Annotated in this window: 19 protein-coding genes, 1 pseudogene and 1 riboswitch; of the genes and pseudogenes, 11 read left to right on the forward strand and 9 right to left on the reverse strand. The window is 73.5% G+C overall.

All coding sequences use genetic code 11. The features are described 5' to 3' along the window. Positions 1-40 precede the first annotated feature (40 nt). From groL to thrC, 4 genes are all read right to left on the reverse strand, one after another. Positions 41-1,663 (reverse strand): chaperonin GroEL, encoded by a 1,623-nt coding sequence (groL, locus tag B124_RS16250; RefSeq protein WP_496503556.1) that lies wholly within the window; start codon positions 1,661-1,663, stop codon positions 41-43. A gap of 414 nt (positions 1,664-2,077) precedes the next feature. Continuing rightward, positions 2,078-2,281, reverse strand: coding sequence for a cold-shock protein (locus tag B124_RS16255; RefSeq protein ID WP_018839739.1), 204 nt, complete (start codon positions 2,279-2,281; stop codon positions 2,078-2,080). Positions 2,282-2,677: 396 nt separating this feature from the next. Next, the gene (locus tag B124_RS16260; protein WP_047017340.1) at positions 2,678-2,956 is read right to left on the reverse strand and encodes a MoaD/ThiS family protein; all 279 of its coding nucleotides are present in this window, start codon (positions 2,954-2,956) and stop codon (positions 2,678-2,680) included. Then, a complete protein-coding gene (gene thrC, locus B124_RS16265) occupies positions 2,953-4,266 on the reverse strand; it encodes a threonine synthase (RefSeq protein ID WP_496503557.1) in 1,314 nt (437 codons plus the stop codon). The genes B124_RS16260 and thrC overlap by 4 nt, the downstream gene beginning before the upstream one ends. A gap of 17 nt (positions 4,267-4,283) precedes the next feature. After that, a riboswitch (SAM riboswitch) is annotated at positions 4,284-4,423 on the reverse strand. 181 nt (positions 4,424-4,604) lie between these two features. On the opposite strand from thrC, the gene B124_RS16270 reads away from it, so the two are divergent. The 4 genes and pseudogenes from B124_RS16270 (at position 4,605) to B124_RS16285 (ending at position 7,802) form a co-directional block, all read left to right on the forward strand. Beyond that, positions 4,605-5,636 carry a glucosyl-3-phosphoglycerate synthase gene (locus B124_RS16270; protein ID WP_496503558.1) on the forward strand — a complete coding sequence of 344 codons (1,032 nt, stop codon included), beginning with the start codon at positions 4,605-4,607 and terminating at the stop codon, positions 5,634-5,636. A gap of 234 nt (positions 5,637-5,870) precedes the next feature. Continuing rightward, a complete protein-coding gene (locus B124_RS16275; RefSeq protein WP_496503559.1) occupies positions 5,871-7,331 on the forward strand; it encodes an alpha,alpha-trehalose-phosphate synthase (UDP-forming) in 1,461 nt (486 codons plus the stop codon). 50 nt (positions 7,332-7,381) lie between these two features. Further along, positions 7,382-7,621 (forward strand): annotated as a pseudogene (locus B124_RS16280) (Scr1 family TA system antitoxin-like transcriptional regulator); the annotation flags it as partial. Then, positions 7,611-7,802 (forward strand): DUF397 domain-containing protein, encoded by a 192-nt coding sequence (locus tag B124_RS16285; RefSeq protein ID WP_496503560.1) that lies wholly within the window; start codon positions 7,611-7,613, stop codon positions 7,800-7,802. The pseudogene B124_RS16280 and the gene B124_RS16285, both read left to right, overlap by 11 nt. A 155-nt stretch (positions 7,803-7,957) precedes the next feature. On the opposite strand, the gene otsB is transcribed toward B124_RS16285, so the two are convergent. Then, the gene (otsB, locus tag B124_RS16290; protein ID WP_496503561.1) at positions 7,958-8,818 is read right to left on the reverse strand and encodes a trehalose-phosphatase; all 861 of its coding nucleotides are present in this window, start codon (positions 8,816-8,818) and stop codon (positions 7,958-7,960) included. A gap of 37 nt (positions 8,819-8,855) precedes the next feature. On the opposite strand from otsB, the gene B124_RS16295 reads away from it, so the two are divergent. Further along, the gene (locus tag B124_RS16295; protein WP_496503562.1) at positions 8,856-9,101 is read left to right on the forward strand and encodes a DUF3263 domain-containing protein; all 246 of its coding nucleotides are present in this window, start codon (positions 8,856-8,858) and stop codon (positions 9,099-9,101) included. Between the two features lie 48 nt (positions 9,102-9,149). Here B124_RS16295 and B124_RS16300 read toward each other — a convergent pair whose 3' ends face one another. Continuing rightward, positions 9,150-10,430 carry an ABC transporter substrate-binding protein gene (locus B124_RS16300; protein ID WP_496503563.1) on the reverse strand — a complete coding sequence of 427 codons (1,281 nt, stop codon included), beginning with the start codon at positions 10,428-10,430 and terminating at the stop codon, positions 9,150-9,152. Between the two features lie 254 nt (positions 10,431-10,684). Between B124_RS16300 and B124_RS16305 the strand changes: the two genes are divergently transcribed. The 5 genes from B124_RS16305 to B124_RS16325 all read left to right on the forward strand — a co-directional run bounded on the left by B124_RS16305 (position 10,685) and on the right by B124_RS16325 (position 16,016). Further along, complete coding sequence (locus B124_RS16305; RefSeq protein WP_496503564.1) at positions 10,685-11,623, forward strand: SIS domain-containing protein; 939 nt, start codon at positions 10,685-10,687, stop codon at positions 11,621-11,623. A 380-nt stretch (positions 11,624-12,003) separates the two neighbouring features. After that, positions 12,004-12,933: an ROK family protein gene (locus B124_RS16310; RefSeq protein WP_496503565.1), complete on the forward strand. Its 930-nt coding sequence runs from the start codon at positions 12,004-12,006 to the stop codon at positions 12,931-12,933. Continuing rightward, positions 12,933-14,117 carry an N-acetylglucosamine-6-phosphate deacetylase gene (nagA, locus tag B124_RS16315; RefSeq protein ID WP_496503566.1) on the forward strand — a complete coding sequence of 395 codons (1,185 nt, stop codon included), beginning with the start codon at positions 12,933-12,935 and terminating at the stop codon, positions 14,115-14,117. Before B124_RS16310 ends, nagA begins: the two co-directional genes overlap by 1 nt. A gap of 63 nt (positions 14,118-14,180) precedes the next feature. After that, complete coding sequence (locus B124_RS16320) at positions 14,181-15,161, forward strand: 1-phosphofructokinase family hexose kinase (protein ID WP_496503567.1); 981 nt, start codon at positions 14,181-14,183, stop codon at positions 15,159-15,161. A 3-nt stretch (positions 15,162-15,164) separates the two neighbouring features. After that, the gene (locus B124_RS16325; RefSeq protein WP_496503568.1) at positions 15,165-16,016 is read left to right on the forward strand and encodes a class II fructose-bisphosphate aldolase; all 852 of its coding nucleotides are present in this window, start codon (positions 15,165-15,167) and stop codon (positions 16,014-16,016) included. Positions 16,017-16,149: 133 nt separating this feature from the next. Here the strand turns inward: B124_RS16325 and B124_RS16330 are convergent, their stop codons facing one another. Together B124_RS16330 and cdgB are read right to left on the reverse strand one after the other, a co-directional pair. Then, the gene (locus tag B124_RS16330) at positions 16,150-17,133 is read right to left on the reverse strand and encodes a carbohydrate-binding protein (protein WP_496503569.1); all 984 of its coding nucleotides are present in this window, start codon (positions 17,131-17,133) and stop codon (positions 16,150-16,152) included. 184 nt (positions 17,134-17,317) lie between these two features. After that, positions 17,318-19,012, reverse strand: a complete 1,695-nt coding sequence (cdgB, locus tag B124_RS16335) for a diguanylate cyclase CdgB (RefSeq protein ID WP_496503570.1) — start codon at positions 19,010-19,012, stop codon at positions 17,318-17,320. Between the two features lie 393 nt (positions 19,013-19,405). Here cdgB and B124_RS16340 point away from each other — a divergent pair, with 393 nt between their 5' ends. Beyond that, entirely contained in the window at positions 19,406-19,879 is a 474-nt protein-coding gene (locus B124_RS16340; protein ID WP_496503606.1) for a flavin reductase family protein, read from the forward strand. A 149-nt stretch (positions 19,880-20,028) separates the two neighbouring features. Here the strand turns inward: B124_RS16340 and arfB are convergent, their stop codons facing one another. Continuing rightward, positions 20,029-20,460: an alternative ribosome rescue aminoacyl-tRNA hydrolase ArfB gene (arfB, locus tag B124_RS16345; protein WP_496503571.1), complete on the reverse strand. Its 432-nt coding sequence runs from the start codon at positions 20,458-20,460 to the stop codon at positions 20,029-20,031. Between the last annotated feature and the right edge of the window lie 50 nt (positions 20,461-20,510).

Here is a 20,510-nt window from a genome sequence, read left to right on the forward strand (position 1 = left end):
GCCGCCCTCGGTTCGTCGGTTCGTCCGCGGACGACCCGGATCAGAAGTCCATGTCGCCGCCGGGCATACCGCCCCCGGCCGCGGCCTTCTCCTTCTCCGGCTTGTCGGCGACGACGGCCTCGGTGGTGAGGAACAGGCCCGCGATCGACGCCGCGTTCTGCAGCGCGGAGCGGGTCACCTTGGCCGGGTCGAGGATGCCCTCGGCGATCATGTCGACGTACTCGCCGCTGGCGGCGTTGAGCCCGTGACCGGCGGTCAGGTTGCGCACCTTCTCCACCACGACGCCGCCCTCGAGGCCGGCGTTGACCGCGATCTGCTTCAGCGGGGCCTCCAGGGCCAGCTTCACCGCGGAGGCGCCGGTGGCCTCGTCGCCCTGGAGCTCCAGCTTCTCGAAGACGTGGCCGGCCTGCAGCAGGGCCACGCCGCCGCCGGCGACGATGCCCTCCTCGACGGCCGCCTTCGCGTTGCGCACGGCGTCCTCGATGCGGTGCTTGCGCTCCTTCAGCTCGACCTCGGTCGCGGCGCCGGCCTTGATGACGGCCACGCCGCCGGCCAGCTTGGCGAGCCGCTCCTGCAGCTTCTCGCGGTCGTAGTCGGAGTCGCTGGCGTCGATCTCGGCACGGATCTGGTTGACCCGGCCCTGGACCTGGTCGCTGTCGCCGGCACCGTCGACGATGGTGGTCTCGTCCTTGGTGATGACGACCTTGCGGGCGCGGCCCAGCAGGTCGAGGGTGGCGCTCTCCAGCTTGAGCCCGACCTCCTCGGAGATGACCTGGCCACCGGTGAGGATGGCGATGTCACCGAGCATGGCCTTGCGGCGGTCGCCGAAGCCCGGGGCCTTGACGGCGACGGACTTGAAGGTGCCGCGGATCTTGTTCACCACGAGGGTGGACAGGGCCTCGCCCTCGACGTCCTCGGCGATGATCAGCAGCGGCTTGCCCGACTGCATGACCTTCTCCAGGAGCGGCAGCAGGTCCTTGACCGCGCTGATCTTGGAGTTGGCGATGAGGATGTACGGGTCCTCGAGCTCCGCCTCCATGCGCTCCATGTCGGTGGCGAAGTAGGCCGAGATGTAGCCCTTGTCGAAGCGCATGCCCTCGGTGAGCTCCAGCTCAAGACCGAAGGTCTGCGATTCCTCGACGGTGATGACGCCTTCCTTGCCGACCTTGTCCATGGCCTCGGCGATCAGCTCGCCGATCTGGGTGTCGCCGGCGGAGATGGAGGCGGTGGAGGCGATCTGCTCCTTGGTCTCCACGTCCTTGGCCTGCTCCAGCAGGGCGGCGGAGACGGCCTCGGTGGCCTTCTCGATGCCGCGCTTCAGCGCCATCGGGTTGGCGCCGGCGGCCACGTTGCGCAGACCCTCCTTGACCAGGGCCTGGGCCAGGACGGTCGCGGTCGTCGTGCCGTCACCGGCGACGTCGTCCGTCTTCTTCGCGACCTCCTTGACCAGCTCGGCGCCGATCTTCTCGTACGGGTCCTCGAGCTCGATCTCCTTGGCGATGGAGACACCGTCGTTCGTGATCGTGGGGGCGCCCCACTTCTTCTCGAGGACGACGTTCCGGCCCTTGGGGCCGAGGGTGACGCGGACGGCGTCGGCGAGCTGGTTCATGCCGCGCTCAAGGCCGCGCCGCGCCTCCTCGTCGAACGCGATGGTCTTGGCCATTGTGTTGAGTCCTCCCGGACAGGGGGGTGGTCTGTGTCCGGACCGCGCTGGCGCCCGCGACGGACGGTCCGCGATCCGTGTGGTTCCCTCCCACCCGGCGTACGGACCTCACCGAACCGGTCCCTTCTGTCACTCTCACACGGAGAGTGCTAACGCCAATGATTAGCACTCGCCCCCTGTGAGTGCAAGCGGCATCGGGGTACTTACCTCACGACCAGAGCGGAACCGGAGCAGGGAGGAGCGGGGAGGAGCGGGGAGGAGCAGACACGCGAGAGGCACGGACGGGCGCGAGGCACGGACAGGCGCGAGGCGCGGGCACGCGGGCGGAGCGGGCCGGCACGCGGACAGCAGAGGGCCCGCACCCCCGGGGGAGTGCGGGCCTCTCGCGAGTCGTCCGTGGTCGATGCCCGGCGCTCAGCCGCTGACGCGGACCATGTCTGCCTGCGGCCCCTTCTGGCCCTGCGAGATCTCGAACTCGACCCGCTGGCCTTCCTCGAGGGTGCGGTATCCGTCCATCTGAATCGCGCTGTAGTGGACGAAGACATCCGCACCACCGTCGACCGCGATGAAGCCGTACCCCTTCTCCGCGTTGAACCACTTGACGGTGCCCTGAGCCATTCCAAACTCCCCTATTGCTGGCCCTTACACAGGACCGCACTCCGCGGACCCGGGTCAGACCTCACCCCCGGATACACGCCGGGGCGTGTGCCGGAACGCGTCGACCGCGGCTGAATGTATCCGCACAGATGCCCAGTGCAACAGGTCAATCGGACGAGAATTCTGCGGACGCTCGATCGGCATTTTTCCCATCAATATCCGCCATTCCCTGACAACTCGGGCAGGGCATAACTCACCATCACGACAATTAACTCTCCGCATTTGCAGGGAACTTGTCGCGTTCTCATATGCATGGAGCATGGGCCACGAGGGGGGAACGCCCCAACCCTATCGCGTGTACGGACATGCGAACGGCCCCACTCCGGATCGGTGGGGCCGCGCACACGACAGCAGGGTTCAACAGCCCCCGGCGACCGCCGGGATGATCGAGATGCCGGCCCCCTCCGGAGTGGGAGTCTGCAGGCCATCGGCGAAGCGGACGTCGTCATCGTTCACGTAGACGTTCACGAACCGGCGCAGCTTGCCTTGATCATCCAGCACCCGGCCGGCGATGCCGCGGTGGTTCTTCTCCAGGTCTTCGATCACCTCGGCCAGAGTCGCGCCCTCGGCGCTCACCTCTGCCCGCCCGTCGGTATACGTACGGAGGATGGTCGGAATTCGGACGTTCACGCTCATGATGCGAGGCCGGCCTCTCGGAAGGAGTCGAGTGTGGGACGAATGATCGCGCTCGGCCCCGTGGACGGGGCGACCGCGTCGAGGGTCTTCAGACCGTCGCCGGTGTTGATCGCGACGGTGGTCTCGGCCGGGTCGATCCGGCCGTCCGCGACGAGCTTCGCCAGCACGCCGAACGTCACCCCGCCCGCCGTCTCCGCGAAGACCCCCTCGGTACGGGCCAGCAGCTTGACCGCGTCGACGACCTCGGCGTCCGTGACGTCCGCCACCGCGCCGCCGGTACGGCGCGCGATGTCCAGCACGTACGGACCGTCGGCCGGATTGCCGATGGCCAGGGACTTGGCGATGGTGTCGGGCCGGACCGGGCGCACCACGTCGTGCCCGTCCCGGAAGGCCTGCGAGACCGGGGAGCAGCCGGCGGCCTGCGCGCCGAAGATCTTGTACGGGCGCTCCTCGACCAGCCCCGTCGCGATCAGCTCCTTCAGCCCCTTGTCGATCTTCGTGAGCTGGGAGCCGGAGGCGACCGGGATGACGATGTTGTCCGGGATCCGCCAGCCGAGCTGCTCGCAGATCTCGAAGGCGAGGGTCTTGGAACCCTCCGCGTAGTACGGGCGCAGATTGACGTTCGTGAACCCCCAGCCCTCGCCGATCGGGTCGCCGATCAGCTCCGAGCAGAAGCGGTTCACGTCGTCGTACGTGCCCTCGATGCCGACGACGTCCCCGCCGTATACCGCCGCCATGACGACCTTCGCGTGCTCCAGGTCGTACGGGATGAACACGCACGAACGCAGCCCCGCCCGCGCGGCGGCGGCGCCGACCGCGCCGGCCAGGTTGCCCGTGGACGAGCACGACAGCGTGGTGAAGCCGAAGGCGCGGGCCGCCTCCACGGCGATGGCGACGACCCGGTCCTTGAACGAGTGCGTCGGATTGCCCGAGTCGTCCTTGACGTGCAGCGCGCCCGTCACGCCCAGCTCGGCGGCCAGCCGGTCGGCACGGTGCAGCCGGGTGAAGCCCGGATTCAGGTTCGGCTTGGACGCCACGTCCGCCGGGACCGGCAGCAGCGGCGCGTACCGCCAGATGCTCCGCGGCCCCGCCTCGATGCTGCTGCGCAGCTTCGCGGCGGACTCGGCGTCACCGCCGGGAAGCTCGTACGCCGCCTCCAGCGGCCCGAAACACGACTGGCACGCGAACACCGGACCCAGCGGCACCCGCTCCCCGCACTCCCGGCAGGAGAGCGCCACGGCAGGGCCCAGGTCGGGGCCGCCATCGACGGCGATCGGGGTGGGAGCTGTGTCTGCAGCGTCTACAGCCATACTGGCGAGGCCCTCTCTCCTCATCTTCCCCGCGACGCATCTCGCCGCAGGACGGAATTGGCACCATCACCGCCCGGGGCCTCGCAGCGTCGCGAGTACCGGACGGAGGGTTGCCGGGGCTTCAACGGGCCGTTCCCTCTGCCCCTCTGGATGAGCTCTGTATGGCGCCGGTCGGGCGGAGCCGCCCGGCGCTTTTGTGAGACGCGCGGACCCCGACATAGGGACGTCACGCACGTTGTTCAAGACTGTAACCGACGACCAGGACAGTTGTGAGGGCCGTCCGATACGCGAGACGGCCCCCACACCGCACAGGACCACCAGTAAGGGGAGGCCCGCAGGTGCTCGATGACGTGGAGCAGTGGCTGAGAACACGGTCCTGGTCCGCGGCGGACCGGCCGCACGCCCGGCTGCTGGCGGCCAAACGCGCGCTGGGCCCCCGCGGGACGGTGAGCGTCGTACTCCCCGCGCTCAACGAGGAGGCCACCGTCGGGGCGATCGTCACCGCGATCCGGACCGGGCTGATGACCGGCGGCGGTGCCCTCGTGGACGAGCTGGTCGTGATGGACTCCGGCTCCACGGACCGCACCGCGGAGGCCGCCGCCGCGGCCGGCGCCCGCGTCGTACACCGCGACGACGTGCTGCCGCGGCTGCCAGCGGCACCCGGCAAGGGCGAGGTGCTGTGGCGGTCCCTGCTGGTGACCCGCGGCGAGATCGTCTGCTTCGTGGACGCGGACCTGCGCGACTTCGACACCGCGCTCGTGAGCGGAACCGTCGGCCCGCTGCTGACCGAGCCCGACGTGGAGTTCGTGAAAGCGGTATACGACAGGCCGGTGGCCGGCTCGGCGGTCGCCCAGGGCGGACGGGTCACGGAGCTGGTGGCCCGGCCGCTGCTGAACCTCCACTGGCCGCTGCTGGCCGGCTTCGTCCAGCCGCTGGGCGGCGAGTACGCGGCCCGGCGCTCGCTGCTGGAACGGCTGCCGTTCCCGGTGGGGTACGGGGTGGAGCTGGGCCTGCTCGTCGACGCGCTGCACACCGTGGGGCTGAACGCGCTCGCCCAGGTCGACGTCGGCGCCCGGCACCACCGCCACCAGGACGACCGCGCGCTGGGCCGCATGGCGGCGGCGATCTACCGCACGGCGCAGCTGCGGCTGGCGCGGGGGCACCTGGTACGGCCGCGGCTGACGCAGTTCGAGCGGGGGGCGGACGGGGAGTTCGCACCGCGGACGTACGGGGTGGACACGGAGGAACGGCCGCCGATGCGGGAGATCCCGGAGTACGGAAGCCCTCGCCGGGCGGGCCACGGCGGGGCCCGGGGGCAGGGGGGCGGGGCGGGGCACGGGGGTGCGGAGCCGGGCACGACGGTGGCGTAGCGGGGGGGATCCCCCCGTACCCTCCCCCTACGCCCTGCGGGCGTGGGCGGTACCCCCACTTCCCGAAACTCAGGGCTGCGCCCCGAGACCCCCGGGGGCGCAGCCCCCCGAACCCCCGAGGGGCTCCGCCCCGGAACCCGGCGCGGCTTTGCTCCGGACCCAGGTGGGGGCTCCCTCTCAGCCACACCCCCGCGGGTGCGTTTCGGGGCGCCCCTCCCTGGCTAGGCTCGGCCCATGGCCGCATCCCCCCGTGCCTCCCTCCTCGTCGCCTCGAACCGCGGGCCCGTCTCCTACGCCGTCGGCGACGACGGCGCCCTCGCCGCCAAGCGCGGCGGCGGCGGGCTCGTCTCCGGGCTCAGCGCCGTGGGGCCCGACGCCGGGGCGTTGTGGGTGTGCGCCGCGTTGGGTGACGGGGACCGGGAAGCCGTGCGGCGTGGGGTGAGCGAGCCCGGGGTGCGGATGCTCGGCATCGATCCCGGTGTCTTCCACGCCGCGTACAACGGCGTCGCGAACTCCGTCCTGTGGTTCGTCCACCACATGCTCTACGACATCCCCGTCTCCCCCGTCTTCGACGCCGAGTTCCGCCGGCAGTGGGCCGACTACGAGACGTACAACCGCGCCTTCGCCGACGCCCTCGCCGACGGTGCCGCCGAGGGCGCCGCGGTGCTCGTGCAGGACTACCACCTGTGCCTCGTGCCCGGCATGCTCCGCGAACGCCGTCCCGACCTGCGTATCTCGCACTTCTCGCACACCCCCTGGGCACCGCCGGAGTACTTCCGGCTCCTCCCCGACGACATCGCCGCCGCCCTGCTGCGCGGGCTGCTCGGCGCCGACCGCGTCGGCTTCCACACCCGCCGGTGGGCCGGCGCGTTCGTCTCCTGCTGCCACGACGTGCTGGGCAACGACACCGACGCCTTCTGGGCGGGGGACACCGCGCACGTCGACACCCCCCTGCCGGACCGGCGCGGGAAGCGGACCACGTACGTCGACGTGCACGCCCTCGGCGCCGACGCCGACTTCCTCCGCGAGCGGTCCCGGCGGCCCGACGTGGCCGAGCGGATGGCGGCCCTGCGCGCGCAGATCGGCGGCGCGGACCGCCACGTCATCGTGCGGGTCGACCGCACGGAGCTGTCGAAGAACATCGTCCGCGGGCTGCTGGCCTACCGGCGGCTGCTCCAGCAGCACCCGCAGTGGCGCGAGCGGGTCGTGAAGCTGGCGTTCGCGTACCCGTCGCGGCAGGACCTGGCCGTGTACCGGGACTACACCGCCGAGGTGCGCCGCCTCGCCGCCGACATCAACGAGGAGTACGGGACCGACGGCTGGCAGCCCGTCGTGCTGCACGTCGAGGACGACTTCGCCCGCTCGCTCGCCGCATACCGCCTCGCCGACGTCGCGCTGGTCAACCCGCTGCGCGACGGGATGAACCTGGTCGCGAAGGAGATCCCCGTGGTCTCCGACGACGGCTGCGCGCTGGTGCTGTCCCGGGAGGCCGGCGCGTACGCGGACCTCGGCGCGGACGCGCTGGTGGTGCACCCGTACGACGTGGAGGCCACGGCGGAGGCGCTGCACACGGCGCTGTCCATGCCCCGCGACGAACGCGCCCGCCGGACGAAGCGGCTGGCGGAGGCGGCCACGGCACTGCCGCCGCAGGCGTGGTTCCTGGCGCAGTTGGATGCGCTGCGGGCGGAGGGGTAGGGCGGGGGCGCGGGGCGCGGCAGGCACGTTCGCGCGGGGGGCCGAGAACCCCGGCCGACCGGCCGGAACTCATCCGCCCCAACGCCTCGATGTCGCTGATCACGCTGCCCGACGACTACAGGTGCGTCTACTCCGAGTCCCTTGACCGCGGGCACTTCAGCGAGGATCCGGCAGTCTACGAGCGCCACTTGCGCGCCTATGATTTGCTCAGGGCTGACGCTCTGTCGGCCCGCGATTCCGCCGCTCTGATCGGTGAGTTCATGGAGGGATACCGGCAGCATGGCCATGACGTGGCGTAAGAGCAGCTACAGCGGAGACAACGGCGGCGACTGCATCGAGGTGGCCGCCACCGCGACCACCGTCCCCGTGCGCGACTCCAAGGACCCCGACGGGCCCCACCTGGCCTTCACCCCCACCGCCTGGGACGCCTTCGTCGCCGCCGTCAAACGCGAGGAGTTCCCCACCACCTGACGCCACCCCGCCCCGGAACCGGTCGCCCAGGCCCGCTACGGGCCCCGGCAGCGCGCGGTGCCGGGGCGGACCGGGCTTACGGGCGACTGCGGCCCCCACGGGGGCCGCAGTCCGGCAGCCCCGCCCGCACCCGCCCCGCCGACGCGGGTGCGGGGCTACGCGCCGAGCGCCGCCGCCAGCGCCGCCAGCAGCTCCACCACGCCCCCCGGCCCCTCGACCGTCAGGTCCGCCCGGTCCGCCAGCGCCTCCGCGCCCTCGCCCGCCGCCGCCGCGCTGCACACCAGCAGGCCCGGCACCCCCTCCGCGCGCGCCGCGTCCACCGCGTCGTACGCGGCGAGGTCGCCGAGGTCGTCGCCGGCGTACAGGACCGTGCGGGCACCCGTCTCCCGGACCAGGGCCGCCAGCGCGCGGCCCTTGTCCATGCCCGGGGGGCGGAGTTCGAGGACGAAGCGGCCCGGCTCGACCACCAGGCCGTGCGCCGCCGCCAGGTCCTCCAGCGGCCGGCGCAGCGCGTCGGCGGCCTCGGCGGGGTGGTCGGCACGGCGGGTGTGGACCGCGACGGCGCGGCCCTTGTCCTCGATCCACGTGCCCCGCCAGGAGCCCGCCGCCTGCAGCACCCCGGGCAGCTCGGCCCGCACCGCCGCCACGCCCGGGTGCGGCTCGGGGGCGCGCAGGGTGCCGGTGGCGGCGTCCCACTGCTCGGCTCCGTAGAGCCCGAGGACGCGCAGGTGGGCCAGGCCCGCCGCGCCGTCGAAGCCGCCGTACCGCACGGCCACCGCGGCGGGCCGGCCGGTGACGACCGCGACGGTCCCGACGCGCGGCCCGAGCCGGGCCAGCGCCGGAACGGCGCCGGGGTGGGCGCGCGCGGCGTCGGGGTCGGGGACGATCGGGGCAAGGGTGCCGTCGAAGTCGAAGGCGACGAGGGCCTGTTCCGGGTCGGCGAGGAGCGCGGCGAGGCCGGCGCGGCCCGCCTCCGTACGCGGAAGGGGGAGCTGTGCTGCCGAGTTGCTGCCCATGCCCGGGACCCTACCGGCCCGCGGTACCGTGCACCGTATGTCTGCGGATGACCCGGCGCTGACCGAGCGGGATCTGGCCGTCCTGGCGCTGGAGAAGCGCGCGTGGCCGGCCCCCGGCGCGAAGGAGCGGGCGATCCGCGAGCGCCTGGGGCTCTCCCCGACGCGCTACTACCAACTGCTCAACGCGCTCCTCGACGACCCCCGGGCGCAGGAGCACGACCCGGTGACCGTCAAGCGGCTGCGGCGCGTCCGGCAGGCCCGCCGCGACGCCCGGGAGGGCTGAGCACCCGGTGAGTGCTGCCGGGGGCTGGGAGGGCGGAATGCGCCGCCGTCACTCCTCCGTCGAGGAAGCCGACTCCGCGATGCTCTGCAGGTTGGTCAGCACCCGCTCCGCCGGCTCGCCGCCCGCCTCGGCCGCCTTGCCCATCTCCTTCTTCAGCTCCGCGTTCACCCGCGCCCACGACGTCTTGTTGTCCGGGTAGAAGACGGCGGTCTGGAGCTGGTCCAGGAACGGCTGCAGGTCCTTGCGGCCCCGGCTCAGCTTCTCCACCCCGGAGACCGTCGTCGGCAGCAGGTCGTAGCGCTGCGCGAACTTCAGCACGTGGGTGTCGTCGAAGAGGGTGTCGAGGAACCGGCCGATCTCGGAGCGGTGGCCGTTGGCCTTGAACGCCATGATCCAGTCGGCGACGCCCATCGTCGACTCCGAGGGCCCGTCCCGTCCCGGCAGCTTCTGGGCGATGCCCAGGTCGACCTTCTCCCGCCGCGCGTCCTGCATCAGCGTCGGGTGGCCGAAGATCATGCCGACGTCGCCCTTGACGAAGTCGGCGAAGGCCGTGCGTCTGTTGGTCTCGGACGGCGCGGCGTAGGTGAGGCCGCCGCCGACGAGGTTGTCGCGTATCCAGTTGAACGTGTGGATGTTCTGCTCGGAGTCGATCGTGTAGCTGCCGACATCGTCCGTGTACGCGCCCCCACCGCTGATCATCCACATCAGCGTCTCGCCCTGGGCCTCCTCGGGGCCGAGCGGGAGCGCGTACGGGATCGGCACGCCGGCGTCCTTGAGCGCCTGCGCGGCGTCGAGCAGCTCGTCCCAGTTCTTGGGTGCGTCCTCGGGGTCCGTCTCCAGGCCCGCGGCCTCGAAGAGCGACTTGTTGTAGAACAGCAGCCGCGAGCTGGAGACGAACGGCATGCCGTACTGGACGCGGTTGACCTCGCCGGCCGCGGCGAGGCTGGGCACGAAGTTGGCCTGGGTGGGGATGGAGAGCAGTTCGTCGGTGCTGTAGAGCAGATCGCGGGAGCTGTACTCGGCGTACGGGCCCATCTGCGCGATGTCCGGCGGGTTGCCGTCCTCGACCATCTTGTCGACCTTGGCGTCGATGTCCTCCCACGGGATGATCTCGATGTCGACCGAGACGCCCGGGGTGTCGTTGGAGAACTTCGCCGCCAGTTGCTCCCAGTAGCGCCGGGCGGTGTCGGACTCGCCCGTGCCGTACTCGGCGGCCACCAGCTTCAGCGTGACATCGCCGCCGCCGCTGCCGTCCCCGCACGCGCTCAGCGGCAGCGCCGCCGCACCCGCGGTACCGGCCGCCGCCTTCAGAAATCTTCGCCGCTGCACAGCTTTAGCCCACCTCGTACAGAATCCGCTAAGGGGGCGAGTCTGGCCGGAACGCCCCTCCCAGGTCTACACCAGGGGGATATCACTTCCGTAACCCCCTCCCCCTTTCACCATTGCTGCACCAGGTACCGAGCTGATAGGGAGACGGCGAGCTGAACCTCACGCCAACGGCCGCGGAACGGCTCGAACGCGCGCCTGCGCAACGGCGCGCGTGACGACGTACGTCCGCCAGCGCAACCAGGGAGCCGCACCTCATGGCAGCCGCCGAACCGTCCCGCACCGCCGCCGAGATCGCCACCCAGCCGAGCTGCTGGCGCCGGGCCCGGCAGGAGGCCCCGACCGTCCCCGGGCTGCCGCGGCCCGGGGAGAGGGTCGCGGTGGTCGGCTGCGGCACGTCGTGGTTCATGGCGCAGGCGTACGCCGGGCTGCGCGAGGCGGCGGGGCAGGGGCACACGGACGCCTACGCCGCCTCGGAGTTCCCGGCCGGGCGGACGTACGACCGGATGGTGGCGATCACGCGGTCCGGGACGACGACGGAGGTGCTGGACCTGCTGGCGGCGGTACGGGCCGGGGAGGCCGGGACCGCGACCACCGCGCTCACGGCGGACGCGGACACGCCCGTCGGCACGGCCGCGGACGAGCTGGTCACGCTGGCGTACGCGGACGAGGAGTCGGTGGTGCAGACCCGGTTCGCGACGACGGCGCTGGCGCTGCTGCGCGCCGGCCTCGAATTGCACGGGGCGCCGGCGGCGGGGGTGAAGTCCGTCACGGACGCGGCGGTCGACGCGGAGCTGGCGGTGACGCAGCCGCTGCCGGAGGAGCTGGCGGCGGCGGCGCAGTGGACGTTCCTGGGCCGCGGCTGGACCGTCGGGCTCGCCGCGGAGGCGGCGTTGAAGATGCGCGAGGCGGCGGGGGCGTGGACGGAGAGCTACCCGGCGATGGAGTACCGGCACGGCCCGATGGCCATCACCGGCCCCGGGCGCGCGGTGTGGCACTTCGGCGAGCTGCCGGAGGGGCTGGCGGCGGACGTGGGCCGGGTCGGCGGCCACCTGAGCGCTCAGTCGACGGCGCGGGGGCTCGACCCGCTGGCGGACCTGGTACGGGCCCAGCGGCTGGCGGTGGCCGTGGCGGAGGCGAAGGGCTACGACCCGGACCGGCCACGGAACCTGACGCGCAGCGTCGTCCTGCGGTAAGCCCGGCGGGCGGCGAGGCGGGGTGCGGTGAGCCCGCAGGCGGCGGCGCGCCGGGGCGGCCCCGGCGGGGGTGCGGCCAGTGCACCCTCGGCCGTGCACCTCCGGCGCCGGCTGCGCGGTCCGCGGTCCGCGTACAGCGGGCGCCCGCGGCGGGCCGCAGGCGGGCGGCGCGCGCCCGGGCGGCCCGGCGGGGGTGCGGCCAATCCGCCGGCAGCGGCAAACGGGCGGGGCGGCTCCCCGGCTGCGTACGGCCGGTGCGGCAGCGGCGTGCTCCGCGGTCGGCGCCCGAGGCGCTCAGTTGACCGGATACCGGTGAAAACCGGTCCCGTCATCGCGACTGGACTAGACCTCTCGCCGGTTCTCGGGCGAGACTGTCCCCCGTGAGACACGTCATCGCCCTTGATGTGGGCGGCACCGGCATGAAGGCCGCCCTCGTCGGGGCGGACGGCGCGCTGCTCCACGAGACGCGCCGGGCGACCCCCCGCGCGGAGGGCCCCGAGGCCGTCGTCGCCGCCGTGCTGGACTTCGCCGCCGAGCTGCGGGCAGCGGGAACGGAGAAGTACGGGGAACCGGCCGTCGCCGCCGGTGTCGCGGTGCCCGGGATCGTGGACGACGCGGAGGGTGTCGCGGTGTTCGCGGCGAACCTCGGCTGGCGTGACGTACCGTTTCGCCGGCTCCTGGGCGAGCGGCTGGCCTGCCCCGTCGCCGTCGGCCACGACCTGCGCACCGGCGGGCTCGCCGAGGGCCGGCTCGGGGCGGCGCGCGGCGTGGACCGGTTCCTGTTCGTCGCGCTCGGCACCGGCATCGCCGCCGCCATCGGCATCGACGGCCGTATCGAGCCCGGCGCGCACGGCGGCTCCGGCGAGATCGGCCACGTCGTCGTACGCCCCGACGGGCCGCCCTGCGGCTGCGGGCAGCGCGGCTGCCTGGAGCGGCTGGCGTCCGCCTCCGCGGTCGGCGAGGCGTGGGCCACCGCCTGCGGCGACCCGGCCGCGACCGCCGCGGACTGCGCCAAGGCCGTCGAGGCCGGCGACCCGGTGGCCGAAGCCGTCTGGCAGGACGCCGTCGACGCCCTCGCCGGCGGCCTGATCACCGGCATCACCCTGCTCGACCCCCGCCGGATCGTCATCGGCGGCGGCCTCGCCGAGGCCGGCGACACCCTCTTCACCCCCCTGATACGCGCCGTCAGGGCGCGTATCACCTTCCAGACATTCCCCCAGATCGTCCCGGCGGAGCTGGGAGACGCCGCCGCCTGCCTGGGCGCCGGGCAGCTCGCCTGGGACCTACTCGCCACGGAGGTAACCGCCTGATGCGGGATTCGATGCGGGAGCGCGCCACGGTGCTCACCGGCGCCCGTGTGGTCCAGCCGGCCGGCACCGTCGAGGACGCCCGGCTCACCGTCGCGGACGGCCGGATCGCCTCGGTGGCGCCGCAGGCCGCCGGCCAGCCGCGGGACGACGGCGGGCCCGCGGCCACCGACCTGACCGGGCACTGGATCGTCCCCGGCTTCGTCGACATCCACGTGCACGGCGGCGGCGGCGCCTCCTTCTCCGGCGGCATCCACGAGCAGGCCCGCACCGTCATCGACACCCACCGCGGCCACGGCACCACGACCATGCTCGCCTCCACCGTCACCGGCGACCTGGACGACCTCGCCCGGCAGGCCGGCGTCCTCGCCGAGCTGGCCGAGGACGGCGAGCTGGCCGGCATCCACTTCGAGGGCCCGTTCATCTCTGCGCACCGCTGCGGCGCGCACCAGCCGGCGCTGCTGCGAGACCCCGCGCCCGCCGACGTCCGCAAGCTCGTGGAGGCCGGCCGCGGGCAGACCCGCATGCTCACCCTGGCGCCGGAGCTGCCGGGCGGGCTCGACTCCGTACGCCTCCTCGCCGACAGCGGCGTCATCGCCGCCGTGGGCCACACCGACTCCTCGTACGACGTGGTGCAGGAGGCCGTCGCGGCGGGCGCCACCGTCGCCACCCACCTGTTCAACGCCATGCCCGCGCTCGGGCACCGCTCGCCGGGTCCTGTCGCCGCGCTGCTGGAGGACGAGCGGGTCACCGTCGAGCTGATCAACGACGGCGTGCATCTGCACCCGGCGGTGCTGCAGTTGGCGTTCCGGAGCGCCGGGGGCGGCCGGGTCGCGTTCATCACCGACGCGATGGGCGCCGCCGGCATGGGCGACGGCCGCTACCCGCTCGGCCCGATGGAGGTCGACGTGCAGGACGGCGTGGCCCGGCTGGTCGACGGCGGGTCGATCGCCGGCTCCACGCTGACGCTGGACACCGCGTTCCGCCGGGCGGTCACCGTCGACCGGCTGCCGGTGGCGGACGTCGTGGCGGCGCTGTCGGCGACGCCGGCGAAGCTGGTGGGCGCGTACGACCGCATCGGCTCGCTGGAGGCCGGGAAGGACGCGGACCTCGTCGTGCTCGACGAGGAGTTCACACTCGTCGGGGTCATGCGCAAGGGTGCGTGGATCGTCGAACCGGGCAGCTAAGACGCGCCGACGGCGGCGCGCGGTCGACGGCCCGTAAGCACCGTGGCAGGATCTTTCGCGCATATGTTCCTCACTGTGACACTCAATCTCGCACTCGACGTCACGTACCGGGTGCCGCGTCTGCGTGCCCACGCGTCGCACCGGGTCACCGACGTCACCGAACGGCCCGGCGGCAAGGGCCTGAACGTGGCCCGGGTGCTCGCCGCCCTCGGGCACCCGGTGACCGTCACCGGCCTCGCCGGCGGCCCCACGGGCGCGCACGTGCGCGCGCTGCTGGCCGCCGAAGCCGGGCCGGGGACGAACGCGCCGGTGACCGACGCGCTGGTGTCCTTCGCCGGCAACACCCGGCGCACGGTCGCGGTGGTGGACGGCAGTACGGGCGACACCACCCAGCTCAACGAGGCGGGGCCCGAGGTGAGCGCCGCGGAGTGGGCGGCCTTCCGCGACGCGTACGCGGCGCTGCTCGGCACCGCCGGCGCGGGCACCGCGCCCGTCCGGGCCGTGGCGCTGTGCGGCAGCCTGCCGCCCGGCGTGCCGGAGGGCGCGTACGCTGAGCTGGTACGCGCCGCGCACGCCGCCGGCGTGCCCGTACTCCTCGACACCAGCGGCGCACCGCTGCGCCACGGTGTCGCCGCAGGCCCCGACCTCGTCAAGCCCAACGCCGAGGAGCTGCACCAGCTCACCGGCGTCGCCGAGCCGCCGGTCGCGGCCGACGACGCCCGCCGCCGTGGCGCGCACGCCGTCGTCGCCTCGCTGGGCGCCGCCGGGCTGCTCGCCGTCACCGCCGACGGCACCTGGCACGCCGCACCGCCGCGGCACGTGCCGGGCAACCCCACCGGCGCCGGCGACTCCGCCGTCGCCGGGCTGCTGTCCGGGCTCGCCGAGGGCCTGGACTGGCCCGCCCGGCTCGCCCGCGCGGTGGCGCTGTCCGCGGCGACCGTCGCCGCGCCCGTGGCGGGCGAGTTCGACACCGCCGTCTACGCGGAGACGCTGCCGCTTATCGAGATCACGTCGGGCCGGGGGACGGCCCGGGAGGGGGCTTGAAAGATGTCACTGACGACCACCGGAGAACTCGTCGCCGCCGCCCGCGCCGCGGGCCACGGCGTGGCCGCCTTCAACGTCATCACCCTGGAGCACGCCGAGGCCATCGCCGCCGGCGCGGAGGCCGCGGGCGCGCCCGCCGTGCTCCAGATCTCGGAGAACGCCGTACGGTTCCACGGCGGCCGGCTCACGCCGCTGGCCGCCGCGACGGCGGCCGTGGCGCACGCCTCGTCCGCGCAGTTGTCGCTGCACCTGGACCACGTCGTCTCCGCCGACCTGCTGCACTCCGCGCACGGGCTGGGCTTCAGCTCGGTGATGTTCGACGCCTCGAAGCTGCCGTACGCGGCGAACGTCAAGGCCACCGCGGAGGCGGTGCGCTGGGCGCACGAGCACGCGATGTGGATGGAGGCAGAGCTGGGGCAAGTGGGCGGTAAGGAGGGCGAGGCGCCGCTCGACGCGCACGCGCCGGGGGTGCGTACGGACCCGGAGGAGGCGGTGGCGTACGTGACGGACACCGGGGTCGACGCGCTGGCCGTCGCGGTGGGCAGCTCGCACGCGATGACCGAGCGCACGGCGGCGCTGGACCACGAGCTGATCGGCCGGCTGCGGGCGACGGTCGCGGTGCCGCTGGTGCTGCACGGCTCGTCCGGCGTGCCGGACGAGGAGCTGCGGCGGGCGGTGGCGGCGGGCATGGTGAAGATCAACGTCGGTACGGCGCTGAACACCGCGTTCACCGGCGCCGTCCGCGGTCATCTGGAGGCGGACGCCGCCGTGGTCGACCCGCGCAAGTACCTGGCGCCGGGGCGGGACGCGATGGCGGCGACGGTGCGCCGGTTCCTGGAGGTCGTGGGCGGCTGAGTCGGGGCGGCCGGGCCGTCGAGGGCTGAGCCGCCGGGGCCGAGTCGTCTGCGGCTGACCGCCGCGGAGACGGCGTCGGGCCCGGCGCGCGGCGCGTACGCCGGCGGCGGGCCCGTACGGACCGGTGCACGCCCTACGACGTGACCTGGCCCTTCTTGAGCCACACCTGGCTGATCGCGGTCTGGCACTCCTTGTTGGACGACTCGCAGGACAGCGTGATCTCGTTCTCGCCCTCGTCCAGGGAGATCCACGAGTAGGTCCGGGTCCAGCCGGCCAGCCAGTCGTCCTTCTTCGCCCTCGCGAAGTTCTCCATGTTCAACGACCGGCCTTCCGCCTCGCCGTTGATCGTGAGGGTGAGGTCGGCGTTCTTGCCGGGGACGCTGTAGCCGACGAAGAGCGTGTACTCCCCCGCCTCGTCGACCTCGGGCTTCCAGGTGGCGGACGCGCCTTCGTTGTACATCCCGTGGACGTAACTGCCGTCCTCGGAGACCTTCGGGTCGTTCCCCACGACCGCGCCGCCGGCCAGATCCAGCTTCGTGCCGTCCTCGGTGGGCGGGTCGGCCGGGTCCTTCTCCGGCTTGTCGTCGCCGTTCTTCGGGCCGTCGTCGCCCTTGCCGTCGGGGCTGGGGGCGACGGTCTCCGAGTCGCCGCCGTTGGCCTCCGCCTTCTCGCCGTCGCCGCTGAAGAGCACCGCGGCGACGATGGCGATCACGACCGTGGCGACCACGGCGATGGCGCCGAGCATCAGCCCGTTCCGCCCGCCGCCCCGCCGCGGGCCCTCACCGGGGCCGCCGGGCGCGAAGGCCGGGGGCGGCGGCGGGGCGCCGCCGTAGGTCTCGGGGGCGGCGTAGTGCGGGCTGGGGCTGGACTGCCCGTACGGATACGCCTGCTGGGACGGCACCGCGCCCTGCTGGCCGCCGTACGTCTGCTGGCCGCCGTACGTCCGCTCGCCGACGGCCCTGACCTGGGTGTACGACGTGCGCGGCACACCCGGGGCGGGGCCCGCGCCCTCACCCGGGCCGGGAACCGGCGCGGCACCGCCCTCGGGGCGGTACAGGTGGGCGAAGGGGTCGTCGTCCTCGGGCGGTGTGCCCGCGCCGTGGTTGCCGGCCGTCATCTCCCTCTCACTCCCTGGTGGGCGTTGCGTCCGTGCCGGTGATTCGCCGGCCAGGGGGCGAGCCTACCCCGTCCGGAGCAGTGCTCGACCGTTCCTTCGACCGACTGTGGACGAAGCCACGACGGCCGCCTGTGGACAACCCGCTGCCCGGGGCCGGCGGCGCCCCCTGCCCGTACCCCCGCCACTAGCCCGCCCTGCGGTGCGAGCGGCCCTGCGAACGGGCCCGCTTCTCGCGGTACATGAGCTGGTCCGCCGAGCTGAGGATCTCCTCCGTCGACATCCCGCACATCGCCCAGCCGGTGCCGATGCTCGCGCCGACGCGCACCGACCGGCCGTCGACCCGGATCGGCGGGATGATCGCGTTCCGCAGCCGCACCGCCAGGTCCTCGGCGCCGCCGGGTGTCAGCCCGTCGGCCAGCACCACGAACTCGTCGCCGCCGAGCCGCGCGACGGTGTCGCCGTCGCGGACCGCGCCGGTCAGCCGCTGCGCGACGGCGATGAGGACGGCGTCGCCGGTGTTGTGCCCGAAGCGGTCGTTGATGAGTTTGAAGCCGTCGAGGTCGCAGAAGAGCACCGCGAGCCCCTTGCCGTCGGACTCCCGGCCGCCCTCGGGGACCATCGCGTGCACATGGTGCTCGTACGGACCGGCGCCGGCCCACTGCGGCTCCTCGGCGCCGTCGGTCCCGAAGCCGTGCCCGTTGCTGTCGACCTCGCCGGGGACAGGACCGGCGCCGACGATGGCGCGCCCGCGCGGCCCGGGCAGCCCGGCGGCGGAGTGGCTGACGGCGCCGGTGTACAGCTCCGGCGGCCGGTCGCAGAGCCGGGCGGTGAGCCGCGCGCGCAGCTCGGCGGCGTTGGGCAGGCCGGTGAGCGAGTCGTGGCTGGCGCGGTGCGCGAGCTGCGCCTCGTGGCGCTTGCGCTCCTCGATGTCCTCGACGTGGGTGAGGAGGTAGCGCGGGCCGTCGGCGGCGTCGGCGACCACCGAGTTGCGCAGGCTCACCCACACGTACGTGCCGTCGCGGCGGGCGAGGCGCAGCTCGGCCTTGCCGCCCTCGGCGAAGGTGCGCAGCAGGGTGCCGACGTCCTCGGGGTGGACGAGGTCGGAGAACGACAGCCGGCGCAGGGTGGAGAGCTGGCGGCCCAGCAGCCGGCACAGCGCGTCGTTCGTACGGATCAGCCGCCCGTGGTCGTCGCCGCCCATCTCGGCGACGGCCATGCCGCTGGGCGCGTACTCGAACGCCTGGCGGAAGCTCTCCTCGCTGGCGCGCAGCGCCTGCTGCTCGCGCTCCAGGCGCACCAGCGCGCGCTGCATGTTGGCCCGCAGCCGGGCGTTGGTGATGGCTATGGCGGCCTGCGAGGCGTACATCTGCAGCGCCTCGCGCCCCCAGGGGGTCGGCACCCGGCCGTTGGCCGGCTTGTCGACGGACAGCACGCCGAGCAGCTCGCGGCCGGCGTCGTAGATCGGCGCGAGGAGCCGGTCGCCGGTGACCCAGTCACCGGGGACGGAGGGCGGCGGGACGACGGCGTGCGTCTGCGGCACCTCGTCGCCGTCGAGCACCCAGCCTTCGCTGTGGGGTATGTACCGCAGCTCGCCCCACTCCACCCCCATGTGGAGCCGGCGCTCCCACGCCTCGCGCGGGCCGATCCGGCCGGCCATGATCGCCTCGGCGGTGGGATCGCCCCCGACGGCGGCGACGACGAGGTCGCCGTCGGCCCGTACGAGGTTCACCGCGGAGACCTCGTACCCGAGGGCGACGAGCCCGTCCGCAACGCTCTGGAGTGTGTCGGCAAGGCTGCGCGTCTGATTGAGGTCCGCGAGGACCTGATGCAGCCGGCGCAGGCTCGCCAGCCGTACGTAAGGTTCTGCCTCCGTCTCCATACCTGCCCTCCCGTCTCGCCCCAACCTCGGCGGGAGACCCCCGCGTGGAATTTCACCAACGACACGGCCACTGAATCACAGCCAGCTCTACGGCAGGTACACAGGGTCAACATTCGATGCTCTCTGTGACTCAAGTCACAGGGCGGGGAGGTGTTAACCGGCGTGCGACCAGGGGTCGCGCGCTGGCCCGCGGGGACTTCGCGCCGGGTGGGGCGGAAGGGGCCCGGCGCCGGGTCCCGCACCAGGTGGGAGGGACGGGGGGCCTAGGACCCCGCTCCGCCTTCGGCCCGATACGCGAGGTCCGTTCGTCCCGTTACGGTGCAAGGCGTGCTGCAAGAGACGCGAGCGGTGCCCCATCCTGTCGGGGTGAGCGAGGAGAAGTTCCGGGCGGCCATGAGCCGGCTGGCCGCGGGAGTGGTGCTGGTCACGGCGTACGACCCGGACCCGGGGCTGAACGGCGAGGACGTGGGGATGACGGCGACCGCGTTCCTGTCGGTGTCCCTGGACCCCCCGCTGGTGATGGTCAGCGTCCGCAACGGCTCCCGCATGGACGAGCTGCTGACGGAGCGCGAGGAGTGGGCGGCGTCGGTGCTCTCGGAGAGCCAGCGGCACATCGCCGGGCGGTTCGCGATGAAGGGCCGGATCAGCGACCGGCTGCTGTTCGACGACATCCCGTACACGCGCGGCGAGGTGACGGGGTGCGCACTGGTGGGCGGGGCGCTGGCGACGGTGGAGTGCCGGACGGAGCAGCGCGTGGTCGCGGGGGACCACACGCTGGTCATCGGGCGGGTGCTGAGCGCGGCGCAGCCGAGCGCGGAGGGGAGCCCGCTGACGTACTTCCGCGGGCGGTACCGGACGCTGGGCTGAGGATTCCGGGCCGAGGATTCCGGGCTGAGGATTCGCACGTTCGCGGAGGCGACGGGCGGGGTCGAGCCGGGGGTGAGAGCGCGGTGCTGTACGACGGGGGCTGCGCGGCGGGTGCCCTACGGGCTGCGCGGCTGGTTGCCCAGCCGGTGTCACTGGCCCCAGCCGCGGCCCGTACGGCCGCGCTTGACGTCGGACCGCTGCTTCTTCTCCCGCAGCCGGCGCTCGTTGACACCCCGCGGCACCTTCCGCTTCCGCCGCGGCGCCGGCGGCGGCGCGGTGGCCTCCGCGAGCAGCGCGGCGAGCCGTACGGCGGCGGTCTCGCGGTTACGCCACTGCGAACGGTGCTCGCTCGCCCGCACCACGACGTGCCCGTCGACAAGCCGGTCCGCGAGCCGCTCCAGGGCCCGCTCCTGCCACACCGGGGGCAGCGACCGCGTACCCGCGAGGTCGAAGCGGACCTCCGCCTGGGTGTCGCTGGTGTTCACGTGCTGACCGCCCGGCCCGGAGGAGCGCGAGAAACGCCACAGCAGCTCGGCCTCCGGGAGGACGACCGAGCCGCGGATGCGGTAGGGACCGGACATGTCTTCCATGATCTCGCGCGGGCGTTCGACCTGTCACGCCGTTTGCGGCA

This window comes from Streptomyces sp. CNP082, assembly GCF_059570535.1.

Coding starts and splice junctions, on each gene's coding strand:
- B124_RS16275 (WP_496503559.1), top strand. CDS start 5,871: ATGGCCGCATCCCCCCGTGCCTCCCTCCTCGTCGCCTCGAACCGCGGG.
- B124_RS16325 (WP_496503568.1), top strand. CDS start 15,165: ATGTCACTGACGACCACCGGAGAACTCGTCGCCGCCGCCCGCGCCGCG.
- cdgB (WP_496503570.1), bottom strand. CDS start 19,012: ATGGAGACGGAGGCAGAACCTTACGTACGGCTGGCGAGCCTGCGCCGG.
- otsB (WP_496503561.1), bottom strand. CDS start 8,818: ATGGGCAGCAACTCGGCAGCACAGCTCCCCCTTCCGCGTACGGAGGCG.
- groL (WP_496503556.1), bottom strand. CDS start 1,663: ATGGCCAAGACCATCGCGTTCGACGAGGAGGCGCGGCGCGGCCTTGAG.
- B124_RS16320 (WP_496503567.1), top strand. CDS start 14,181: ATGTTCCTCACTGTGACACTCAATCTCGCACTCGACGTCACGTACCGG.
- B124_RS16285 (WP_496503560.1), top strand. CDS start 7,611: ATGGCCATGACGTGGCGTAAGAGCAGCTACAGCGGAGACAACGGCGGC.
- nagA (WP_496503566.1), top strand. CDS start 12,933: ATGCGGGATTCGATGCGGGAGCGCGCCACGGTGCTCACCGGCGCCCGT.
- B124_RS16260 (WP_047017340.1), bottom strand. CDS start 2,956: ATGAGCGTGAACGTCCGAATTCCGACCATCCTCCGTACGTATACCGAC.
- thrC (WP_496503557.1), bottom strand. CDS start 4,266: ATGGCTGTAGACGCTGCAGACACAGCTCCCACCCCGATCGCCGTCGAT.
- B124_RS16295 (WP_496503562.1), top strand. CDS start 8,856: ATGTCTGCGGATGACCCGGCGCTGACCGAGCGGGATCTGGCCGTCCTG.
- B124_RS16340 (WP_496503606.1), top strand. CDS start 19,406: ATGAGCCGGCTGGCCGCGGGAGTGGTGCTGGTCACGGCGTACGACCCG.
- B124_RS16330 (WP_496503569.1), bottom strand. CDS start 17,133: ATGACGGCCGGCAACCACGGCGCGGGCACACCGCCCGAGGACGACGAC.
- B124_RS16305 (WP_496503564.1), top strand. CDS start 10,685: ATGGCAGCCGCCGAACCGTCCCGCACCGCCGCCGAGATCGCCACCCAG.
- B124_RS16255 (WP_018839739.1), bottom strand. CDS start 2,281: ATGGCTCAGGGCACCGTCAAGTGGTTCAACGCGGAGAAGGGGTACGGC.
- arfB (WP_496503571.1), bottom strand. CDS start 20,460: ATGTCCGGTCCCTACCGCATCCGCGGCTCGGTCGTCCTCCCGGAGGCC.